Here is an 18,660-nt window from a genome sequence, read left to right as displayed (position 1 = left end):
GTGATGGATGCCCGGAGTTGATGCCCAGCGTGCTTCGGGGGTGGTGTCCCGGTGACGTGGGAGGTGTGGGGGTGTTCAGCTGAGTTGGCCGGACTGGAGGGCCGCGTACGCACCCCCACGGGCGAGGAGTTCGTCGTGGGTTCCGGTCTCCACGATCTCTCCTTGGTCCATCACCACGATCCGGTCCGCTCCTCTGATCGTCGACAGCCGGTGCGCCACCACAAACGTGGTCCGGCCGCGCACCAGCCGTGCCAGGGCCTGCTGCACCAGGGCCTCGGAACGGGTGTCCAGCGCGGAGGTCGCCTCGTCGAGGATCAGCACCCTGGGATCGCGGATCAACGCGCGTGCGATGGCGAGCCGTTGGCGCTGACCGCCGGAGAGCCGCGCGCCGTGCTCGCCGACCACCGCGTCGAGTCCGCCGGGCAGCCGCTCGACGAACTCCAGCGCGTTGGCCGCGGTCAGGGCATCCCGGACGGTCGTCTCGTCCGCGTGGTCCATGCCATAGGCGACGTTCTCCCGAACGGTGCCCTCGAAGAGGATCGACTCCTGGGGGACGACGGAGACAAAGCTGCGGTAGGTCCGCAGATCGAGCCCGCTCATGTCGACCCCGTCCAACAACAGCCGCCCCCGAGTGGGCCTGACAAAGCCGATAAGGAGGTTCAGCACGGTCGACTTGCCCGCGCCCGAAGCACCGACCAACGCGATCGTCTCGCCCGGCGCGACGGCCAGACTCATCCGACGCACGGCGGGCCGCTCGTCGTCCCCCTCGTAGCCGAAGGACACCTCGTCGAAGGTGAACGCGCCCCGCACCTCGGTGACTTCGGCCTTGCCCTCGTTCTCCTCCAGAGCGGGAGCCTGAAGCACCTCGCCCGCTGAGCGCACCGATTCAAGGCCCTTGGTGATCACGGGGACCAGGGCGAGCAGGGTGGTGGTCGAGTTGGTCAGGGTGGTGAGAAAGGCGCTGAGCATCACCACATCGCCGGCCGTGACGTCCCACACCTCGTAGTAGGCGACCAGCGCGGCGCCGGTGAGGAACGACAGGCCCAGGGTGTTGAGGAGCACCCAGGAAGCCGAGGCCACCCGGCCGTTGAGCAGGTCGAGGCGCAGCGCCGAGTCCAGCACCCGCTGCAGGGTGCCGTTCATCCGACGCAGCGCGTTGTCCTCCAGGCCATGGGCGCGGGTGACCGAGATCAGTCGGGTCATCTCCGAGACCCGGGAGGAGAGTTGTTCGACATCACGGCGGAAGTGTTCGTTGCGGGTGCGAAGGCGCAGCCGCATCCGCATCACCAGCAGGGCCGCGCACGGCACCACCACCAGGAAGATCGGCAGGAACTCCGGTGCCCGTAGGCCGATGATGACCAGGCCGCCGATCAGCACGGTGCCGGCGCCCAGGCCCGACTCCGAGGTCTGCTGGACCATCTGCTCGACGGTCTCGACATCGCGCACCACCTTCGCCTGGAGGACGCCGGCGCTGACCCGGTTGTGGTAGCCGATGGAGAGCTGCTGCATCCGGGTGCAGAGCGCGGAGCGCAGCGCCGTGCCCATGCGTCGCACGCTGCCGAACATCAGCCGTACCCACAGCAGATGGAGAGGAAAGTTGACAAGCAGGATCGCCAGCACCACACCCGCGCTGGACCAGAGGTTGCTGACCGGTCGGTGGTCCACGACGGTGTCGACGATGGCGGCGGTGGTGAGCGGCAGGAGCCACAGTGGGCTGTGCTTGATCGTGAAGACCACGCAGGCGAGGGCGATCTTCCAGCGGTCGGGGTGGAGGAGCCAGAGAAGAGTACGGACCGGGTGTTCTCCCCGGTATCGATGTTCGAGCGGGGCTACCGGCGAGGCCACGGTAGATTGCCTCCAGATAGAAAGCGCTTTCGGCCGCCCACGACCCTACCCCGCCCGGGGGTTCTGTGTCCGCGTCGCCGGCGCATGAGGACGCTCCGGTCCCGCGGAGCTCCGGGCCCGCACGGGCGGTTGGGCGGGACGACCACCGTGCCGGGCGCCGGTGGGAGACGGAGGGTCTTGGTGGCTGCGACGCGAGAGACCTCCTCGTCGCGGGAGACGGGCGGGGCGAACTCCCGGCTGAATGTCATGCGGTGGCAGGCCGGGGCCGGCACCTTCGGGGTTCCGCAGGCGGCCGCGGGGAGCGCCTTCGGCCTGCTGGCTCTCCCGATCACCGGGACGGCCTCGGCCGGCGCCGCGATGGTCTTCGCCATGACGACGGCGCAGGTGCTCGGTTCCGTTCCGATATCGCGCCTGGGCGGGCGTTTCAACAGCGTGCGCTATCTGCGCGCGCTGATAGCCGTCCGGACGATCGCCCTCGCCGCCGTCACCGCGGTCAGTGGACTTCTCGCCCTCCTGGGGTTGCGGGCCGCGCTCGCCGGCAGCTTCGCGGTCCTGTTTGTCGCACTCTGTCTGGTGGTCCTGCCTGCGGCGTTCCCGTGCGGCGCCGCCGACGCGCCCCGGCGGGCGGGGCGGCGCGAGTAACCCCGGGCGGTGGCGCGGCGATCCGCGACATGGTGGATCAATGGTGAAGGTGTGGACGTTTCTTCACCGTCGGCGGTGTGGGCGAGTTGGGTTACCCGCCCGTAACTTGGCAGAGGCCCGTCACTGTGACGGGAGCCACACCAAGGTCACCGGGTGAGGAGAGCCGCCATGCCCTTCGGGAAGTTCGGACCGTCAGGCAAACCCCGATTCGCCCTGCTGGCGGGCCTGTTGGCCCTGCCGCTGCTCGCCCTGCCGGGCGGGACGGCGAACGCCTCCGCCGCGGGCGGGGGTTGGAACGAGACCGACTGTGTCTCCGAGCATCCGCGTCCCGTCGTCCTGGTGCACGGCACCGGCGCCAACGGCACGCTGAACTGGTTGGGCCTGGCCCCCTACCTGGTCGAACGCGGCTACTGCGTCTACTCGTCGGACTTCGGTCAGCTGCCGGGGCTGCCGGTCTTCCACGGCCTCGGGCCCATCGAGGAGTCCTCCGCGCAGCTGGCCGCCCATGTCGACGAGGTGCTGGCCGCCACGGGCGCCGACGAGGTGGATATCGTCGGCCACTCCCAGGGCGGGATGATGCCCCGCCACTACCTGAAGAACCACCCGGGCGCCGCCGACAAGGTCAACGCGCTGATCGCCATCGCGCCCAGCACCAACGGCACCACGCTGCTGGGGCTCACCGCGCTGCTCGACGCCTTCCCCGGGCTCGCCGACGCCATCGACGGCTTCTCCCCGGCGATGATCCAGCAGGTGACCGGCTCGGACTTCCTCACCGAGCTGAACGCGGACGGCTACACCGTTCCCGGCGTCGAGTACACCGTGATCGCCACCCGCTACGACGAGGTCGTCACCCCGTACCGGACGCAGTTCATCGACGAGCCGGGCGTGCGGAACGTGCTGCTCCAGGACCTCTGCCCGCTGAATGTCTCCGAGCATGTCACCATCGGCCTCACCGACCGGATGGCCTTCCACGAGGTCGTCAACGCCCTGGACCCGGCCACCGCCGAACCGACCGACTGCCGGCACATCCTCTTCTGAGAACGGTCACCCCACCGTCTCTGGGAACGGCCGCCCCACCGTCTCGGGGAACGGCCGCCCGACCGTCTCGGGGAACGGCCGCCCCGTCGTTTCCGAGGGGCGGCGCCCCGCCCGGCGGCTATCCGGTGAGGTGGCGGATGACCTCCGCGAGGCGGCGGTCCCCGGCGCCGGGCAGCACCAGGTCGGCCAGGGCGAACTCGGCGTGGTCGACAAAGGGGTTGGGGATGGCGACGGTGGCCATTCCGGCGCTGTGGGCGGCGTCGATGCCGTGCGGGGTGTCCTCGACGGCCACCGCCCGGGAGGCGGGGACGCCCAGGCGGTCGAGGGCGAGGAGGTAGACGGCCGGGTCCGGTTTGTGGGCGGCGACCTCCTCGCCGGTGGCCAGAACGTCGAAGTGGTCGAGGACATTGACCCGTTCGAGATGCGGGCGCACCCATCCCGACCAGGAGCTGCTGGCGATGGCGTTGCGCAGGCCCAGGGTGCGGGCCTCGGCGAGCCAGTCGCGGATGCCGGGGCAGAGGCCCAGCGACCGGTGCAGGACCTCGCGGTGTTCTCGGTAGCGGGCGTGGCTGGCCGCCCGGTCGAAGTCCGGCCCGGCCTGGGCGGCGAGCTGGTCTAGGCGGTCCTCGGTGACATTGCCGCCGTGGCCGGGCCAGAATCCGGCGTCGAGATCGAGGCTGAGGCCGTGGAAGGCCCACTCCCTGCGCCAGCCCTCGACCATGGTCGACTCGGTGTCCATCACCAGTCCGTCGAAGTCGAACACCACCGCCTCGAACGGTCCTGACGGCCGGTTCCGGCGGCGGTCGGTGGCGTCGTGGTGGGGCATGGGTCCTGGCCTCCAGTGTTTCCGACGTTCCCATGCGCCGGCTGCCGGCGCGGGCGGGTGGGCTTCGGCTGCCCCGGGCCCGCCGGCCGGTGCCCCGGCTCCCTGACCAGTGGAAGGGCGTCGCGGAAGAGGGTGTCGCGGGAAGATCGTTCGTGCCTTTTGTCACACTTGGGGCGGCGATCTCGTCAGTGCGGCCGGCGTGATGAAGGATAGTCGGGTTGCTGACGTTGTAGGCAGCATGAGCCGCCCCCAAGTGACCGTTGTCCGATCAACCGTTGTCCGACTACTTTCCGTGTCCGACCGACCGTTGGCGGATGGGTTTCGCGTGTCCGGGGCGTTCCGTCCCGGTCGGCGTGGTGCCGAAGGCGGCCCCCGGGGTCTGCCGTGTCCGCCGCCGGGGAGAAGCAACCCGCTCTGACTGACTCGTTGAAACGGAGTCCGTATGCCCACCGCCGAAGCCCCACGTCGGGCCCTGGTGATCCGTGGTGGCTGGGAAGGCCACGCCCCCATCGAGACCACCGACCTGTTTCTGCCGTGGTTGCGCGAACAGGGCTTTGAGGTGACCGTATCCGACACTCTTGACGTCTATCTTGACGCCGAGGCGCTTGCCGCGACCGATCTGATCGTCCAGTGCTGGACCATGGGCGAGATCACCCGGGAGCAGTCCGACGGGCTGGCCGCCGCCGTCCGGGCCGGTACCGGGCTGGCCGGTTGGCATGGCGGCATCTGCGATGCCTTCCGCGCCAACACCGCCTACCAGTGGCTCACCGGGGGGCAGTTCGTGATGCACCCGGCCGAATGGCTCGACCACACCGTGGACATCGTGCCCGAACGCGCCGACCACCCCGTGGTGCGGGAGCTGCCCGCCCGCATCCCGCTCCACACCGAGCAGTACCTGGTGCACACCGCGCCCGATGTCGAGGTGCTGGCCACCACCACCTTCGCGACCGACGATCCCGAGGTGCCGGCGGAGGCCAGGGGGGTCACCTGTCCGGCCGTCTGGACCCGGGCGTGGGGCGAGGGCCGCGTCTTTGTGAACACCATCGGCCACAAGCTGGACGATCTCCAGGACCCGACCGTGCGGACGCTGACCGAAAGGGGCCTGCTGTGGGCGGCTCGTTGAACCCGACCCGGGTGGGAATCGTCGGCGTCGGCGCCATCAGCGGTCAGTACCTCGCCTACTTCGATCAGCATGGGGCGGAGGCGGGCGTTCAGCTGACCACGGTCGCCGATCTCAACGCGGAACGTGCGCGCGCGGCTGTCGCCGGCCGGGACGGGGTGCGGGCCACCACACCCGACGAGGTCTACGGGGCGGACGATGTCGACATCGTCCTGAACCTCACCATCCCGGCCGCGCACGCCGCCGTCGGCCTGGCCGCCGTCGCCGGCGGCAAGCATGTCTACGGCGAGAAGCCGCTGGCCGCCAACGCGGTAGACGCCCGTGCCCTGTTGGCCGCCGCCGGGGAGGCGGGGCTTCGGGTCGGCTCGGCGCCCGACACCGTCCTCGGGCAGGGCACCCAGACCGCGCGGGCGCTGATCGACGACGGGCGCATCGGTCAACCCGTCGCCGCCACCGCGTTCTTCGCCTGCCCGGGACACGAACGGTGGCATCCCGACCCGGACTTCTACTACCAGCCGGGCGGCGGCCCGCTGTTCGACATGGGCCCCTACTATCTGAGCGCCCTGATCCATCTGTTGGGCCCGGTCGAGTCCGTCTACGGCGCGGCAGGCCGGAGCGGCGACGAGCGGGTCGTCGGCTCGGGGGACCGGGCCGGCGAGCGCTTCCCCGTCGATGTGGAGACCCATGTCACCGGGGTGCTGCGGCATGAGAACGGGGCGCTCAGCACGGTGTTGATGAGCTTCGACGTGCAGCGGCACGAGCTGCCCAGGATCGAGGTGCACGGCACCGGCGGCAGCGTCTCCGTTCCGGACCCCAACCGGTTCGACGGTCAGGTGCGGTTGGCCACCCCCGGGTCCGACGGATGGCAGGACATGCCGCTGACCCACGGGTACGCGGCGGCCGGGCGTGGTCTCGGCCTGGCCGATCTGGCGCGCGCCCTGCGCACCGACACGCCGGCCAGGGCGACCGGCGAGGTCGCGCTCCATGTGCTGGACGTGATGGAGGCGCTGTTGAAGGCGTCGGCGGAGAACCGGGTGGTGCGACCGGCGAGCGGCTGTGAACGTCCGCCGCTGGTACCGGAGTCGGCCCGGGTCGCCGTGGACTGACCCGGCCGGGTGCCCTCGACGCGGGCCGTCGGGGGCACCGCCCCGGGTGGGGCGAACCGGGAGCCGGATGGCGCTTTTCGGCCAGGGCTGTCACGATGCGGCTGTCTCTTCGTATCCCCTGGAGCGTCCGATGGCCTCAGCGATCGTCCTGGTTTCCCTGCTCGTCCTGGTCGCGCTGGGCGTGTTTCTGGCCATCAAGCTGGACAGTTGGCGGCCTCGCACCCCCCGTTTCCTGCGCGGGGCCAAGCACTGCCCCTCGTGTGGCAACTTCTGGAGCACCGTCGTCGAGTCCGACAACCGGCTCAACGGCATGCGGGAGTGCCGGGCCTGCCACTACACCTGGGATCCGGCGGCGCACTGACCGGCGGGCTGGTTGCGATTGAGGAACGTAGTGTTCCTGTATCGCGCCTACCGTTCGGGGCATGAGTGATCTGGTAGCGGAAGCACCCGAGTTGAGCTGGGCGGACGTGGTGGCGCGACGGGTGGAGCGGCACGGTCTGGCCGCGCCGTCCGCCGGGGTGCCGGCCCCCGTGCCCGCCGTGGTGGGGGCCATGTGCGGGGCGCACGCCCAGGTGTTGTCGGCGGCCGAGCTGTCCGTGGGGCTGCGGACCGTCGAGGGAACGCGGGCCGATGTGCGGCGGGCGCTGTGGGAGGAGCGGACGCTGGTCAAGACCTTCGGCCCACGGGGCACCGTCCATCTGTTCCCCACCGAGGAGTTGCCGCTGTGGACGGGCGCGCTGTCGGCGGTGCCGGCCGGCGGGAGCCTGTCGGCGGCGGTCCGGATGTCGGCGAGACAGACCGACGCTGTGGTCGCGGCGATCGGGCACGCGCTCGCCGACGCCGAGCTGGTGGTGGCGGAGCTGGGCGATGCGGTGGTCGCCGAAGTAGGCGACTGGGCAGGCGAGTTGGTGATGCCGGCGTTTGGCGGGATGTGGCCGCGCTGGCGGCAGGCGGTGCATCACGCGGCGCACCGTGGGGTGCTCTGTTTCGGCGCCGACCGGGGGCGGCAGGTCACCTACACCAGCCCGCACCGCTGGCTGCCCGGGTTCCGTCCGCTCGCGCCGGACGCGGCGCTGGCCGAGCTGGTCCGGCGCTATCTGTGGGCCTACGGGCCGGCCACCCCGCAGCAGTTCGCGCGCTGGCTGGCCGCGCCGAGGAGATGGGCGTCCGAGCTGTTCGTCTCGCTGGCCGATCGGCTGCGGCCGGTGCGGCTGGCCGGGGTGACCGCCTATCTGGCGGCCGACGATAACGCGCCGCCGCCGGCCTCGGCCTCGTCGGGGCTGCGGCTGCTGCCGTACTTCGACGCCTACGGGGTCGGCGGGCACCCCCGTGAGCTGCTGTTTCCCGGCCGGGCCAGGGAGCGGGCGCTGGCTCGGGGGCAGGCGGGGAACATGCCGGTGGTGTTGATCGACGGCGTGGTGCGCGGCATCTGGCACCAGCGGCGCTCGGGGCGCCGGCTGGCGGTGACGGTGGAGCCGTTCCAGCGGCTGACGGCGGGCCGGCGGCGGGAGTTGGACGAGCAGGTGGACCGGATCGGCGCGATCCAGGAGGCACGGCCGACGCTCACCCTGGGCACGGTTCCGGTCGGCCCACACGCCTGACCACCAGGGGTTTCCCGGATATGGGATAAGCTCTCGAATATGAGAGACGCCATGGAGTCCCGGCTGGCCGAGCGGCTGACCGAGCTGCGGCTCGAACGCGGCTGGTCGCTGGACGAGTTGGCGCGTCACACCGGCGTCAGCCGGTCCACGCTCTCCCGGCTTGAGCGCGCCGAGATCAGCCCCACCGCCACCCTGTTGAACAAGCTGTGCACGGCCTATCAGCGGACGATGTCCCGGCTGCTGGCCGAGGTGGAGGCGGAGCCGCCGCAGTTGGTACGCGCCGGGGCTCAGTCCGTCTGGCGCGATCCGGGCGCTGGCTTCACGCGCCGTTCGGTCTCGCCGCCACACCCGGGGCTGCGCGGCGAGTTGGTGGAGGTCGAGCTGCCGGCCGGCGCCGAGGTGGCCTACGACGGGCCGCCGGTGCCCGGTGTCGAGCAGCACATCTGGCTGCTGGCCGGCGCGGTGGAGATCACGGTGGGCGGCGTCGAGCATCGGCTGGCCGCCGGCGACTGTCTGCGGTTCCGGCTCTGGGGCAGCTCCCGTTTCCGCTGCGCGGGCCCGGGGTCGGCCCGCTACGCGCTGCTGGTGGTGCTGCCATGAGCGGCCCCGAGATCGTTCGGCTCGGCCTCGCCGACTTTGACGCCGCCGTCCCCGAACTGGCCGAGCTGCTGGGGGAGTTGGTCGCCGGCAGCGTCTCCCTCGGCTTTCTGCGCCCGCTGCCGCCCGGCGCGGCCGAGGCATGGTGGCGGGGGCGGCGGGCCGCCGTCGCCGAGGGCGGCCTCGCCGTCTGGGTGGCCAGGGAGCGGGGCGCGCTGCTGGGCACGGTCGGCCTCGCCCCGGTGCCCATGCCGGCCGGACGGCACCGTGCGGAGGTGGTGAAGCTGATGGTGCGGCCCGCGGCCCAGGGCCGCGGCCTGGGCCGGGCGCTGCTGGGCACGGTCGAACGGGCCGCCGTCGAGGCGGGGTTGCGGCTGCTGCTGCTCGACACCGAGAGCGACACGCCGGCCGAGGGGCTCTACCGCTCGGCCGGCTGGACCCGCTACGGCGTCGTCCCCGACTACGCGGCCGAGTCGGGCGGCGCGCTGCGGGACTGCTCCTTCTTCTACAAGAAGCTGCCGGTGACGGCGGGTTGAGCCGTCAGCGCCGGGTGTCCGTCTCCTCGTCCAGCCAGTGCAGATAGGCGTCCGAGCCCCGTTCGATCGCGGTGGCGATGATCTCGGGCACGTCATAGGGGTGGGCCTCGTTCAGCCGCGCCTCCAACGCGGGATAACGGACGTCCGTCGTCTTGAGGAGCACCCGCCACTCGGGATCGGTGTGGATCTCGCCCTGCCAGTGGTAGACGCTGGTGATCGGCGGCTCGATCTGCGCACAGGCGGCGAGGCGGGCCTCCACGGCGAGCCGCGCCAGTTCCCGGGCGGACTCCTCGCTGTCGGTGGTGGTCAACACGGTCAGATAGGCGGCCATCTCGCTGCTCCCGTGGGGCTCGTGGGTCGACGTCCTCGCGGAGAGCGTAGAGCCGAGCACGCCTGGTCGACGTCCCCATGCGCGGTCACAAACCGCCCCGCCGCCCGGGATCCGGCTCAGCCCGCCACCTGGACGAGGGCGTGGTCGCCGCCGGTGCGCCAGGGGCGGCCGGTGGCGTCGAGCGCGGTCACCGTCCCGGGCGCGAGGCCGACCACCACATCGGACTTGAGGGTGCGCAGCGCGGCGACCGGCCCCGGGAAGTCGGCGGTGCGGTCGGCGAACGGTGAGGTCGCCGGCCAGTGCCGATCGCCCACCAGACGGCGGTAGTTGAGATCGCCCTTGACGATCGTCAGATCGGCGCCGGCCAGTTCGTGCCGCAGCTCGTCCGGCAGCGCAGCATAGGGCAGCGGCGCGCAGAAGAAGGGGTGCGCGCCGACGGCGAGCCGGCCGGTGGCGAGCGCCGCCCAGAGCCGTTCGCCGACCGCTCCGGCCCGCCCCGGCGCGTCCCGCAGCCGGCGCAGCGCCGCGACCACATCCGCGGTGGTCGCATCGGACACGTAGTAGGGCCACGGTTTGACATGCAGCGTGACGCGCGCCGCGCCGCCCTCATCGAGGAGGTGGTCGATCAGCACCAGATCGGGGATCAGCTCCCGGCCCGCGTTGTCCGCGACATACGCCACCTCGGCCGCCGCCCTCCGGCCCAGCAGCGACCAGAGCGCCGCCTGGTCGTCCGCGACCAGCGGCGCGTCGCCCGAGCCGCTGCCGGCCGCCGCGTCGGCGGCGAAGCTGAGGTCCGCGCGGTTGCCCCAGAGCGCCGCCCCCAGCAGCGCCGCCCGCCGCTCCTCGACGGGCCGGCCCACCAGCTCGTCCAGCGCGGCGAGTTCCGCGTCCACGGCCGCGCTCGCCAGTTCGGCGGCCTTCGCCGGGCCGAACGGGTCCAGCCCCTGCCAGGGGCCAGGGGTGAAGTAGTCGACGCGGGCGAGGAGTTGACGGTAGAAATAGCTCTCGGCCCAGAGGAAGGGCACCTCAAGCCAGCGCCGTCCGAAGTGTGCGCGCCCCCGGACCTCCCACTCCCGGCGGTCGTGCGCGTCGGGCGCCGGCGGTTCGACGACCCCCTCGGTGATCTCCACCAGCAGCGCGTCCAGCGCGCGATGCTGCTCCGGCGGCCTGGGCGCCGCGTCCCGCACCTGCTGGATGATCGCCGGGTTCCGCCGGGTGAGCACACCATGCGCGAACGAGCCCGGCGGGTTGCCGAGGATCACGGGCGCTTCGTCCGTTACTGACACGCTGTCGTTCCCTCCGGTGACGCGGGCGGTGCTGCCGGCCAGTGTCGCAGCCGACCCGCCCGGTGACCGGTGCGGCCGTCAGGAGAACGAGTCGAGACGCACGGACGCCGGGTCGGCGCCGCCGCGTCGGCCGCCGTCCAGGGCGTCGATGGCGGCCACCTCGTCATCGGTCAGGGAGAAGTCGAACACGTCGAAGTTCTCCTTGATGCGGTGTTCCTTGACCGACTTGGGGATGGCGCAGAGGCTGTGTTCGAGATGCCAGCGCAGCACCACCTGCGCCGGGGTCTTTCCGTACTTCTCCGCGATATCGGTGACGGCTGGCGCGCGCAGCGGGTCGGTGGACTGGTCCGCCGCGTTGCTGCCGTAGCGGTTGACGCCGCCGATCGGGGACCAGGACTGGGTGATGATCCCGTTGCGCCGGTCGAAGTCCCGCAACTCCCGCTGGATGAACAGGGGATGCAGCTCCACCTGGTTGACGGCCGGCACGATCTCGGTGCGTTCCATCAGCCGGGTCAGATCCTCGGGAGCGTGGTTGCAGACGCCGATGGCGCGGACCCGGCCGTCGGCCAGCAGCTTCTGGGCCGCCTCGTAGGACGCCACCGTCGCGTCGAAGGCGGACGGCACCGGCCAGTGCAGCAGGTACAGGTCCAGGTAATCCAGGCCGAGTTCGCCCAGGCTGTGGTCGAAGGCGCGCAGCGCCTCGTCGTAGCCGTAGTCGGTCAACCACAGCTTGGTGGTCACGAACACCTCCTCCCTGACCACATCGGAGCGGCGCAGGCCCTCGCCGACCTGCGCCTCGTTGCCGTACGCGGCGGCGGTGTCGATCAGCCGGTAGCCGTCCCGCAGCGCCGCCTCCACGGCCGGCACGGTCTGCTCCGGCGGGCTCTGGTAGACCCCGAGGCCGAAGGCCGGCATCTCGACGCCGTTGTTGAGCTGGAGAACGGGCGCGAACGTGGTCATGACGCTCCTGTCCGGGAAGGGGGGGACGGCCGACAAAGGGGGACGAGTCCACCCTGCGGCAGCGGACGGGCCACGGCGACCGCAGCGGCGTCCTGCTAGGCCGACCGGACGAGGCGCCGTCCGTCACGGGGCGCCGTCCGTTACGGGGCGCGTTCCGCCCGCGTCTTCCAGCGAATCTTCCAGCGGACGTTCCAGCGGTCGGTCAGCGACGCCGCGTTGCCTGGTCATGGGCCCGACGGCGGGCCCGGCGCAGGGACAGAAGCGAGGAGATCCGGATGGGACAGCGGACGGACACCGGCCCGAGTCGGCGGCTGGCGATGGGCGCGGCGGCGGGGCTGGCGGTCGGCGCGGCGGCGATGGCCGGCACCGCGCGGGCGGAGGACCGGGAAGGCCGTGGCCGCGCCGGCCGGTTCGAGGGCAGGTCGGTGGTGATCACGGGGGCGACCTCCGGCATCGGCCGGGCCGCCGCCGTGGCCTTCGCCCGGGAGGGCGCCAAGGTCGCCTTCTGCGGGCGCCGGACGGAGCTGGGCCGCGCGGTGGAACGCGAGATCAGGGCCGCCGGCGGCGAGGCCACCTTTGTCGAGGCCGATGTGCGCCGCCCGGACGATGTGCGGTCCTTCGTCGACCGGGCGGTCGACCGCTACGGCGGCCCGGACATCGCCCTCAACAACGCGGGCATCCAGCTCCCGTTCACCGATCTGCACGAGGTGACGGTCGAGGAGTGGGACGATGTCGCCACCACCAATATCCGGGGTGTCTTTCTCGCCCTGAAGTACCAGATCCCGCACATGCGGGCGGCCGGCGGCGGGGTCATCCTGATCACCGGATCCAGCAACCAGTTCGCCACCAGGAACGGCCTCGGCTCCTATACGGCGGCGAAGAACGGCGTGACGGGCCTCGTCCAGGCGGCCGCCCTGGAGAACGCGGCGCACGGCATCCGGGTGGTCGCCGTCGCCCCGGGGATGACGGACACCGAGATGCTCGACGTGCACCGTCCGGACGGCCTCTCGGACGAGGAGTGGGTCGCCACCAAGGCGCTCTTCGCCGAGCAGGGGGTGGACGCGCTCAAGCGGATGGCCGCGCCCGAGGAGATCGCCGCCGCCGCGCTCGCCCTGGCCTCGGACGCCTTCTCCTACCAGACCGGCACCACCATCTCCGTGGACGGCGGCCAACTCGCCGGCCTGTGAGCCCCGTTCGGCCGCTCACCGTGATCTCCGCGCAGCCTCCTCAGCGGCCGGCGCGGTGCGCCAGCACGGCGGCCTGCGCCCGGTCGCGGCAGCCCGTCTTGGCCAGCAGCCGGCTGACATGGCTCTTGACGGTGTGCTCGGAGACCACCAGCCGCTCGGCGATCTCCGCGTTGCTCAGCCCCTCCCCGATGAGCGCCAGCACGTCCCGCTCGCGCGGGGTGAGCGTCGCGAGCAGCTCCGCTCGCGCCGGGTCCCGGGCGTGCGCCGCCCGCGCCTCGGCATAGCCGCGGATCAGTCGGCCGGCGATGCTGGGGCTGAGCGCGCCGTCGCCGGCCGCGGTGGCGCGCACGGCGGCGGTGATCTCCTCATAGGCGGCGCTCTTCAGTAGGAAACCGGCCGCCCCGGTGCCAAGCGCCTCGTCCACGTACTCGTCCAGATCGAAGGTGGTGAGCATCAACACCCGTGTGGTGTCCAGCAGTTGACGCTCAGCGAGGCGGGCGAGGGTCCACAGTCCGTCGCGTACCGGCATCCGCACATCCAGCATCAGGACATCGGGCCGCAGATCCGTGACGAGGCGCAGTGCGTGCTCGCCGTCGCCCGCGCTGCCGACGACCAACAGATCGGGCTGGGTGTGCAGCATCAACCGCAGCCCGTCCCTGACGATCCGCTGGTCGTCGGCGATCACCACCCGCACCCGGCCGTCGGCGGCGGGAGGCTCAGGGGTGCTCCAATGGTCAGCCGGGGGTGGCGACATGGGATCCCTCCGGAGTGGGCAGCGTCGCGGTGACCTCGAACCCGCCGTCCTCGGTCGGCGCGGCGGCGAGCGCGCCGCCCAGCGCGGTGACCCGTTCCCGCAGCCCCACCAGGCCGCTGCCGGCGCCGGGCGTCGGAAGGTGGTCGGCCGGCGGGGCACCGCAGTGGACCGTCACATGAGCCAGCCCGTCGGCGACATGACCGTCGAGCCAGACGGGCGCGCCCGGCGCGTGGCGGCGCGCGTTGGCCAGGCACTCCTGGAACAGCCGATAGGCGGCGAGTTGCGCCGGCCCGGTCAGCCGACCCAGTTCGGGGGCCAGCCGCGGCCGCACCGGGGTGCCGGCCCGCTCGGCCTCGCGCACCAGCTCCGGCAGCCGGTCGAGGCCAGGCGTAGGCCCGCGCGGCGCGGCCCGGCCGCTCTCATCCCGCAGCACGCCGAGGAGTTCCCGCATCTCGGCGGTAGCCCGGCGGCCGGCGAGGGCCATCGCGTCGATGTCCTCGCGGGCCCAGGGCGGCAGTTCGCCGGCCCTGGCGCGCAGTGTTTCGGCGTGCACCACCAGCAGCGTCAGCGAATGCGCCGCGACATCGTGCATATCGCGGGCGATGCGCCCCCGCTCCGCCGCCGCCGCGCGCTCCGCGCGCAGCCGCTGGTCGCGCTCGGCGTCGTCCGCGCGGCGTTCGGCGGCCGCGAGCAGATCGCGCCGCCCGCGCGCCGCCAGGCCCAGCGCCCAGGCGGCGGGTAGCGGCGCGACCAGCGCCAGCACATCCGAGCCGCCGCGCCAACCTTCGGGCGCCGTCGCATGGTTGACGCCGACTCCGAGCACGGTCAGCGCGGCCCCGCCGGCCAGCGCCAGCACCGAGCGGCGCGGCGGCGCATGGGCGCCGACGGCATGGAGCGCGAAGGCGAGCGGCAGCACGGCGAGCGGGCTCAGCTTGGTCTCGGCTGCGGCCAGCACCACCTCGGTGGTGGCCAACGCGGTGAGCAGGCAGCCCAGCGCGGTCAGCGGCCAGCGCCGGCGGACGGCGAGCGCGCCGGCGGCCACCGCGCAGTAGAGCCCGAGGCCCAGCCAGGCGGCGCCCGAGGTGTCGGTGGTGGCCTGGTCGATCAGCGCGGGCACCAGTGCGGCCGCCACGATCGCGGCGTCGACCTGACCCACCGCCTGGCGGGGTGAAGATGCGTCGAACACGGCTGCCTCCCGAACAGGTTGTGACCGCGAGCCTATGTGGCGGCCCGCCGGCCGCGCTTCACTCCCAGGAGTGGACCGGCGGCGCCCGGCTGGTCCTCGGGAGTGAGATCCCGGGCGCGGATCGCACTCCCCACGGCGATGCCGTCGGCCGGGTGCGGCTGGCGCAATGGGGGCATGACCGATCCGACCCCCGTCCCCGTTCCTGCCCCGTCTCCCGCCACGAGCGGTCTCGGCCGGCTGCTGCGCCACGCCAAGTGGCCGCTGCTGGTCGCCTGGTTGGCGCTGGCCGTGCTGGCGACCTCGCTCGCCGCGAACCTGGACGAGGTGCTCAGGGACGATTCGGCCGCCTATCTGCCGTCCGGGTTCGAGTCGAGCGAGGTGGCCCGGCTGGCCGAGCCCGACCCGGAGCACCCGGACGCGGAGACCGCCCTGGTGGTGCACAGCCGGGACGACGGGGCCGCGTTGACGGCCGAGGACCGCCAGGCCGTCGAGGCGGATCTGGCGGCGGTGGCCGGCGCGCCCGTGGAGGGGGCGGGCGCGCCGGGCCCCGTGCGGCTGTCGGACGACGGTCGGGCGGCGCTCTTCCCCGTGGCGATCCAGCCGTCGACGGCCGGCGACGACACCGTCGAGGGGGCGGTGGCCACGCTGCGGTCCGTGCTGGCGGAGCGCGAACGGCCGGCCGGCCTCGCGGTACGGGTGGCGGGCGAGGCCGCCCTGGGGGTGGACAACAGCGGCGGGGACGTGGACACGCCGCTGCTGCTCACCTCCATGACGATCGTCGCCGCGCTGCTGCTGCTCACCTACCGCAGCCCGGTGCTGTGGCTGGTGCCGCTCTTCGCCGCGCTGGTCGCGGTGTTGACGGCCAGGGGCGTCGCCTATGGCCTGGCCGAGGCGGGGCTGGCCGTGACGGAGCTGTCGTCGGCCATCCTGATCGTCCTGGTCTTCGGGACGGCGACGGACTACGCGCTGCTGCTGCTCAACCGCTACCGGGAGGAGTTGGCCCGCTTCGCCGACCGGCACGAGGCGATGGCTGAGGCGCTGCGCCGCACCACGCCGGCGATCCTGGCCAGCGCGGGCACGGTGATCGCGGGGCTGCTCTGCCTGCTGGTCGCCGATCTGGCGGGGCTGCGCGGTCTCGGCCCGGTCGCCGCGGCCGGGGTCGCGGTGGCGGCGCCGGCGATGCTGACGCTGCTCCCCGCGCTGCTGCTGTGCGGCGGGCGCTGGTTGCTGTGGCCCCGCGCCCCCCGCCCCGGGCGGCCCGCCGGCACCGATCGGCACCGTTTCTGGGGCGCGGTGGGGCGGGGTGTGGTGCGCCGACCACGCCGCTACGCGCTGCTGGTCACGGCGGGGCTGGCACTGGCCGTGTGGGGGCTGACCGGGCTGCGGGTGAGCGCCGATCCGGTGGACAAGGTGCCGCCGGGGGCCGAATCGGTCGCGGGACACGAGGTGTTGGCCGCGCACTTTCCCGACGGGGTGGCGGCGCCGCTGACCGTGGTGCTGCCGCCGGGCGCCGACGAGCAGCTGGTGAGCCGGGCCGAGCGGGTGATCGCCGGAGAGCCCGGGGCCGTCGGGGTCGCCGGGGTGTCGGGGGCATCGGTGGGGGAGGAGCTGGCAGGGCGGCCGACGCTGCGGGTCGAACTCGCCGTCGACCCCTATGGGGAAGCGGCCGGCGCGGTCGTCGACACGCTCCGCGCCGAGCTGGCCGAGGTATCCGAAGGGGTGCTGGTCGGGGGGATGCCGGCGGTCCAACAGGACTACCGGGACGCGGCGTTGGCGGACACCCGGCGGATCGTGCCGCTCGTCCTGCTGGCGGTCACCCTGGTGCTGGCACTACTGCTCCGTTCGTTGGTCGCTCCGTTGCTGCTGATGGCCGCCAATGTGCTGTCGTTCGCCGCCTCGTTGGGCCTGGCCACTCTGGTATTCACCCATGGCCTGGGCTTCGGCGGGGTGGCCGCCGACCTGTTCGTCTATATCTTCGTGTTCCTGGTGGCGCTGGGCGTGGACTACACGATCTTCCTGATGGAGCGGATTCGCGAGGAGCGCCGGCAGGTGCCGAACACGGAGGCGGTGCGGCGGGGCGTCACCGCGACGGGCGGTGTGATCACCGCGGCCGGACTGGTGTTGGCCGGCACGTTCGCGGCGCTGGGACAGATCCCGGATGTGACGGTGGCCGAGGTCGGCATCGCGGTGGCGATCGGCGTCCTGGTGGACACCCTGCTGGTGCGCTCGCTCCAGGTGCCGGCGCTGGTCACGCTGTTGGGCGACCGCACCTGGTGGCCGAGCCGAAGGGACTGAGCGGTCAGCCGCAGAGCGGGCAGCCGGGGGTGGGCGTGCCGGCGGTGAGGGCGGGGCGGGGGGTTTCCGGAGTGTTCGGGATCTCGGGGGTGCTCGGATTGCTCGGGGTGGTCGGGGCCTTCGGGGTGAGGGTCATCCGGAGCCGGCCGCAGGCGCAGCGGCTCCAACGGACCGTGCCCTCACTGGTGTTGTGCCGGGACAGTTCCGTGGTGGCGCGCGGCGGTTCCGGGGGGTTGGTCGGCGTGCTCGCCGTGGGGATCGTCGTGGTCATGAGGGAAGTCTGGGCCGGGGCGACCGTGTACGTCCATTGCATGTTTCCCCGGTCGTATGTGCAAAATGACTGTATGATTGATCTGCGGCGGGTTCAGGTGCTCCGGGCTGTCCACCAGCATGGAACGGTGACGGCGGCGGCCGCCGCGCTCCATCTCACCCCCTCCGCCGTCTCCCACCATCTGCGCGAGCTGGCCAAGGAGTTGCGGGTCCAGCTGGTCGAACCGCAGGGGCGCCGCATCCGGCTCACCGGCGCCGCCCATGTGGTGATCGAACACGGCGACCGGCTGCTCGCCGGCTGGGAGGAGGCCGAGTCCGCGTTGGAGTCCTTCCGCGCGGGCGAGGCCGGGCTGCTGCGGATGTGCGGATTCCCCAGCGCGGTGGCCAATCTGATCACCCCGGCGGTCGCGCTGCTCGCCAGAACCCACCCCGGGCTCCGCGTCCAGGTCACCGAATGCGAGACGGGCGACGGCTTCGACATGCTGATGTCCACGGACGCCGATATCGCGGTGCTCGCCCCCTCGGCCGACCTCCCCGACCAGGGCGACACCCGGTTCGACCAACTCCCTCTCGTCGACGACCCGTTGGATCTGCTGGTCGGCGCCGACCACCCGCTGGCCACCCGGTCCGCCGTCGCCCTGGAGGAACTGGCCGACGAGGACTGGGTGTTGCCGGCGCCCGGCAGCTGCGAGCACCATCAGCGCGTGGTGGTCTTCTGCGCCGTCGCCGGCTTCACCCCGCGCGTGCTCCACTCCGTCAAGGAGTGGAACGCCATCTCCGCGCTGGTCGGCCACGGCCTGGGCGTCTCGCTCGTCCCCCGGCTCACCGAGTTCCCGCCCAGCCACCGCGTGGTCCGCGTCCCCGTCGCCGGCGAGTCGGGACTGGCCCGCCGGATCCTCAGCTGTGTGCGCCACGGCAGCCGCTCCCACCCCCTCGTCCGGCACGGCCTCACCGCCCTCGAAGAGACGGTCGCCGGCCATCCGTTGCTCCTCGGAAACCAGTCGCTGACCACCAGGTAACTTCGCGTCAGCAAACACGCGGATCACATACCGCGCCGAACCGGCGTAGCGGATAAACCGC

Annotated in this window: 19 protein-coding genes; 11 read left to right on the top strand and 8 right to left on the bottom strand. The window is 72.6% G+C overall.

Annotated elements, in window-relative coordinates; translation table 11 throughout:
• Positions 1 to 75 precede the first annotated feature (75 nt).
• On the bottom strand, positions 76 to 1,845 hold the full coding sequence (locus AOM46_RS16940) for an ABC transporter ATP-binding protein (protein ID WP_062212273.1): 1,770 nt from the start codon (positions 1,843 to 1,845) through the stop codon (positions 76 to 78).
• Between the two features lie 180 nt (positions 1,846 to 2,025).
• Here AOM46_RS16940 and AOM46_RS32035 point away from each other — a divergent pair, with 180 nt between their 5' ends.
• Together AOM46_RS32035 and AOM46_RS16930 are read left to right on the top strand one after the other, a co-directional pair.
• On the top strand, positions 2,026 to 2,487 hold the full coding sequence (locus AOM46_RS32035; RefSeq protein WP_199823983.1) for a hypothetical protein: 462 nt from the start codon (positions 2,026 to 2,028) through the stop codon (positions 2,485 to 2,487).
• Positions 2,488 to 2,655: 168 nt separating this feature from the next.
• The gene (locus AOM46_RS16930; RefSeq protein ID WP_062212269.1) at positions 2,656 to 3,525 is read left to right on the top strand and encodes a triacylglycerol lipase; all 870 of its coding nucleotides are present in this window, start codon (positions 2,656 to 2,658) and stop codon (positions 3,523 to 3,525) included.
• A 118-nt stretch (positions 3,526 to 3,643) separates the two neighbouring features.
• On the opposite strand, the gene AOM46_RS16925 is transcribed toward AOM46_RS16930, so the two are convergent.
• A complete protein-coding gene (locus tag AOM46_RS16925) occupies positions 3,644 to 4,351 on the bottom strand; it encodes an HAD family phosphatase (RefSeq protein WP_062212267.1) in 708 nt (235 codons plus the stop codon).
• A gap of 442 nt (positions 4,352 to 4,793) precedes the next feature.
• Between AOM46_RS16925 and AOM46_RS16920 the strand changes: the two genes are divergently transcribed.
• From AOM46_RS16920 to AOM46_RS16895, 6 genes are all read left to right on the top strand, one after another.
• The gene (locus AOM46_RS16920) at positions 4,794 to 5,474 is read left to right on the top strand and encodes a ThuA domain-containing protein (RefSeq protein ID WP_062212265.1); all 681 of its coding nucleotides are present in this window, start codon (positions 4,794 to 4,796) and stop codon (positions 5,472 to 5,474) included.
• Positions 5,459 to 6,577, top strand: a complete 1,119-nt coding sequence (locus tag AOM46_RS16915) for a Gfo/Idh/MocA family protein (protein WP_062212263.1) — start codon at positions 5,459 to 5,461, stop codon at positions 6,575 to 6,577. Before AOM46_RS16920 ends, AOM46_RS16915 begins: the two co-directional genes overlap by 16 nt.
• Before the next feature lie 130 nt (positions 6,578 to 6,707).
• Positions 6,708 to 6,938 carry a hypothetical protein gene (locus tag AOM46_RS16910; protein WP_062212261.1) on the top strand — a complete coding sequence of 77 codons (231 nt, stop codon included), beginning with the start codon at positions 6,708 to 6,710 and terminating at the stop codon, positions 6,936 to 6,938.
• Between the two features lie 61 nt (positions 6,939 to 6,999).
• A complete protein-coding gene (locus AOM46_RS16905) occupies positions 7,000 to 8,178 on the top strand; it encodes a winged helix DNA-binding domain-containing protein (RefSeq protein WP_062212258.1) in 1,179 nt (392 codons plus the stop codon).
• 39 nt (positions 8,179 to 8,217) lie between these two features.
• A complete protein-coding gene (locus AOM46_RS16900) occupies positions 8,218 to 8,778 on the top strand; it encodes a helix-turn-helix domain-containing protein (protein ID WP_062212255.1) in 561 nt (186 codons plus the stop codon).
• Positions 8,775 to 9,311, top strand: coding sequence for a GNAT family N-acetyltransferase (locus AOM46_RS16895; RefSeq protein WP_062212252.1), 537 nt, complete (start codon positions 8,775 to 8,777; stop codon positions 9,309 to 9,311). The genes AOM46_RS16900 and AOM46_RS16895 overlap by 4 nt, the downstream gene beginning before the upstream one ends.
• 4 nt (positions 9,312 to 9,315) lie before the next feature.
• Here the strand turns inward: AOM46_RS16895 and cutA are convergent, their stop codons facing one another.
• From cutA to AOM46_RS16880, 3 genes are all read right to left on the bottom strand, one after another.
• Entirely contained in the window at positions 9,316 to 9,642 is a 327-nt protein-coding gene (gene cutA, locus AOM46_RS16890; RefSeq protein WP_062212249.1) for a divalent-cation tolerance protein CutA, read from the bottom strand.
• A 116-nt stretch (positions 9,643 to 9,758) separates the two neighbouring features.
• Positions 9,759 to 10,928: a damage-control phosphatase ARMT1 family protein gene (locus AOM46_RS16885; protein WP_062212246.1), complete on the bottom strand. Its 1,170-nt coding sequence runs from the start codon at positions 10,926 to 10,928 to the stop codon at positions 9,759 to 9,761.
• A gap of 78 nt (positions 10,929 to 11,006) precedes the next feature.
• Entirely contained in the window at positions 11,007 to 11,888 is an 882-nt protein-coding gene (locus AOM46_RS16880) for an aldo/keto reductase (protein WP_062212243.1), read from the bottom strand.
• Positions 11,889 to 12,163: 275 nt separating this feature from the next.
• Here AOM46_RS16880 and AOM46_RS16875 point away from each other — a divergent pair, with 275 nt between their 5' ends.
• Complete coding sequence (locus AOM46_RS16875; protein WP_062212240.1) at positions 12,164 to 13,075, top strand: SDR family NAD(P)-dependent oxidoreductase; 912 nt, start codon at positions 12,164 to 12,166, stop codon at positions 13,073 to 13,075.
• A gap of 40 nt (positions 13,076 to 13,115) precedes the next feature.
• Here the strand turns inward: AOM46_RS16875 and AOM46_RS16870 are convergent, their stop codons facing one another.
• Both AOM46_RS16870 and AOM46_RS16865 read right to left on the bottom strand, forming a co-directional pair.
• Positions 13,116 to 13,829 carry a response regulator transcription factor gene (locus AOM46_RS16870; RefSeq protein ID WP_062212237.1) on the bottom strand — a complete coding sequence of 238 codons (714 nt, stop codon included), beginning with the start codon at positions 13,827 to 13,829 and terminating at the stop codon, positions 13,116 to 13,118.
• Positions 13,810 to 15,015: a sensor histidine kinase gene (locus AOM46_RS16865; RefSeq protein WP_234313813.1), complete on the bottom strand. Its 1,206-nt coding sequence runs from the start codon at positions 15,013 to 15,015 to the stop codon at positions 13,810 to 13,812. Before AOM46_RS16865 ends, AOM46_RS16870 begins: the two co-directional genes overlap by 20 nt.
• A 174-nt stretch (positions 15,016 to 15,189) precedes the next feature.
• Between AOM46_RS16865 and AOM46_RS16860 the strand changes: the two genes are divergently transcribed.
• The gene (locus tag AOM46_RS16860; RefSeq protein WP_062212234.1) at positions 15,190 to 17,310 is read left to right on the top strand and encodes an MMPL family transporter; all 2,121 of its coding nucleotides are present in this window, start codon (positions 15,190 to 15,192) and stop codon (positions 17,308 to 17,310) included.
• Between the two features lie 4 nt (positions 17,311 to 17,314).
• Here AOM46_RS16860 and AOM46_RS32030 read toward each other — a convergent pair whose 3' ends face one another.
• Positions 17,315 to 17,581: a hypothetical protein gene (locus AOM46_RS32030; RefSeq protein WP_078856895.1), complete on the bottom strand. Its 267-nt coding sequence runs from the start codon at positions 17,579 to 17,581 to the stop codon at positions 17,315 to 17,317.
• A gap of 73 nt (positions 17,582 to 17,654) precedes the next feature.
• Between AOM46_RS32030 and AOM46_RS16855 the strand changes: the two genes are divergently transcribed.
• The gene (locus AOM46_RS16855; protein ID WP_234313812.1) at positions 17,655 to 18,599 is read left to right on the top strand and encodes a LysR family transcriptional regulator; all 945 of its coding nucleotides are present in this window, start codon (positions 17,655 to 17,657) and stop codon (positions 18,597 to 18,599) included.
• The last annotated feature ends 61 nt before the right edge of the window (positions 18,600 to 18,660 follow it).

The sequence above is a fragment of the Streptomyces sp. NBRC 109706 genome (genome assembly GCF_000974485.1).
Lineage (GTDB): Bacteria > Actinomycetota > Actinomycetes > Streptomycetales > Streptomycetaceae > Streptomyces.
This window is presented reverse-complemented; position numbering and strand designations above follow the sequence as displayed.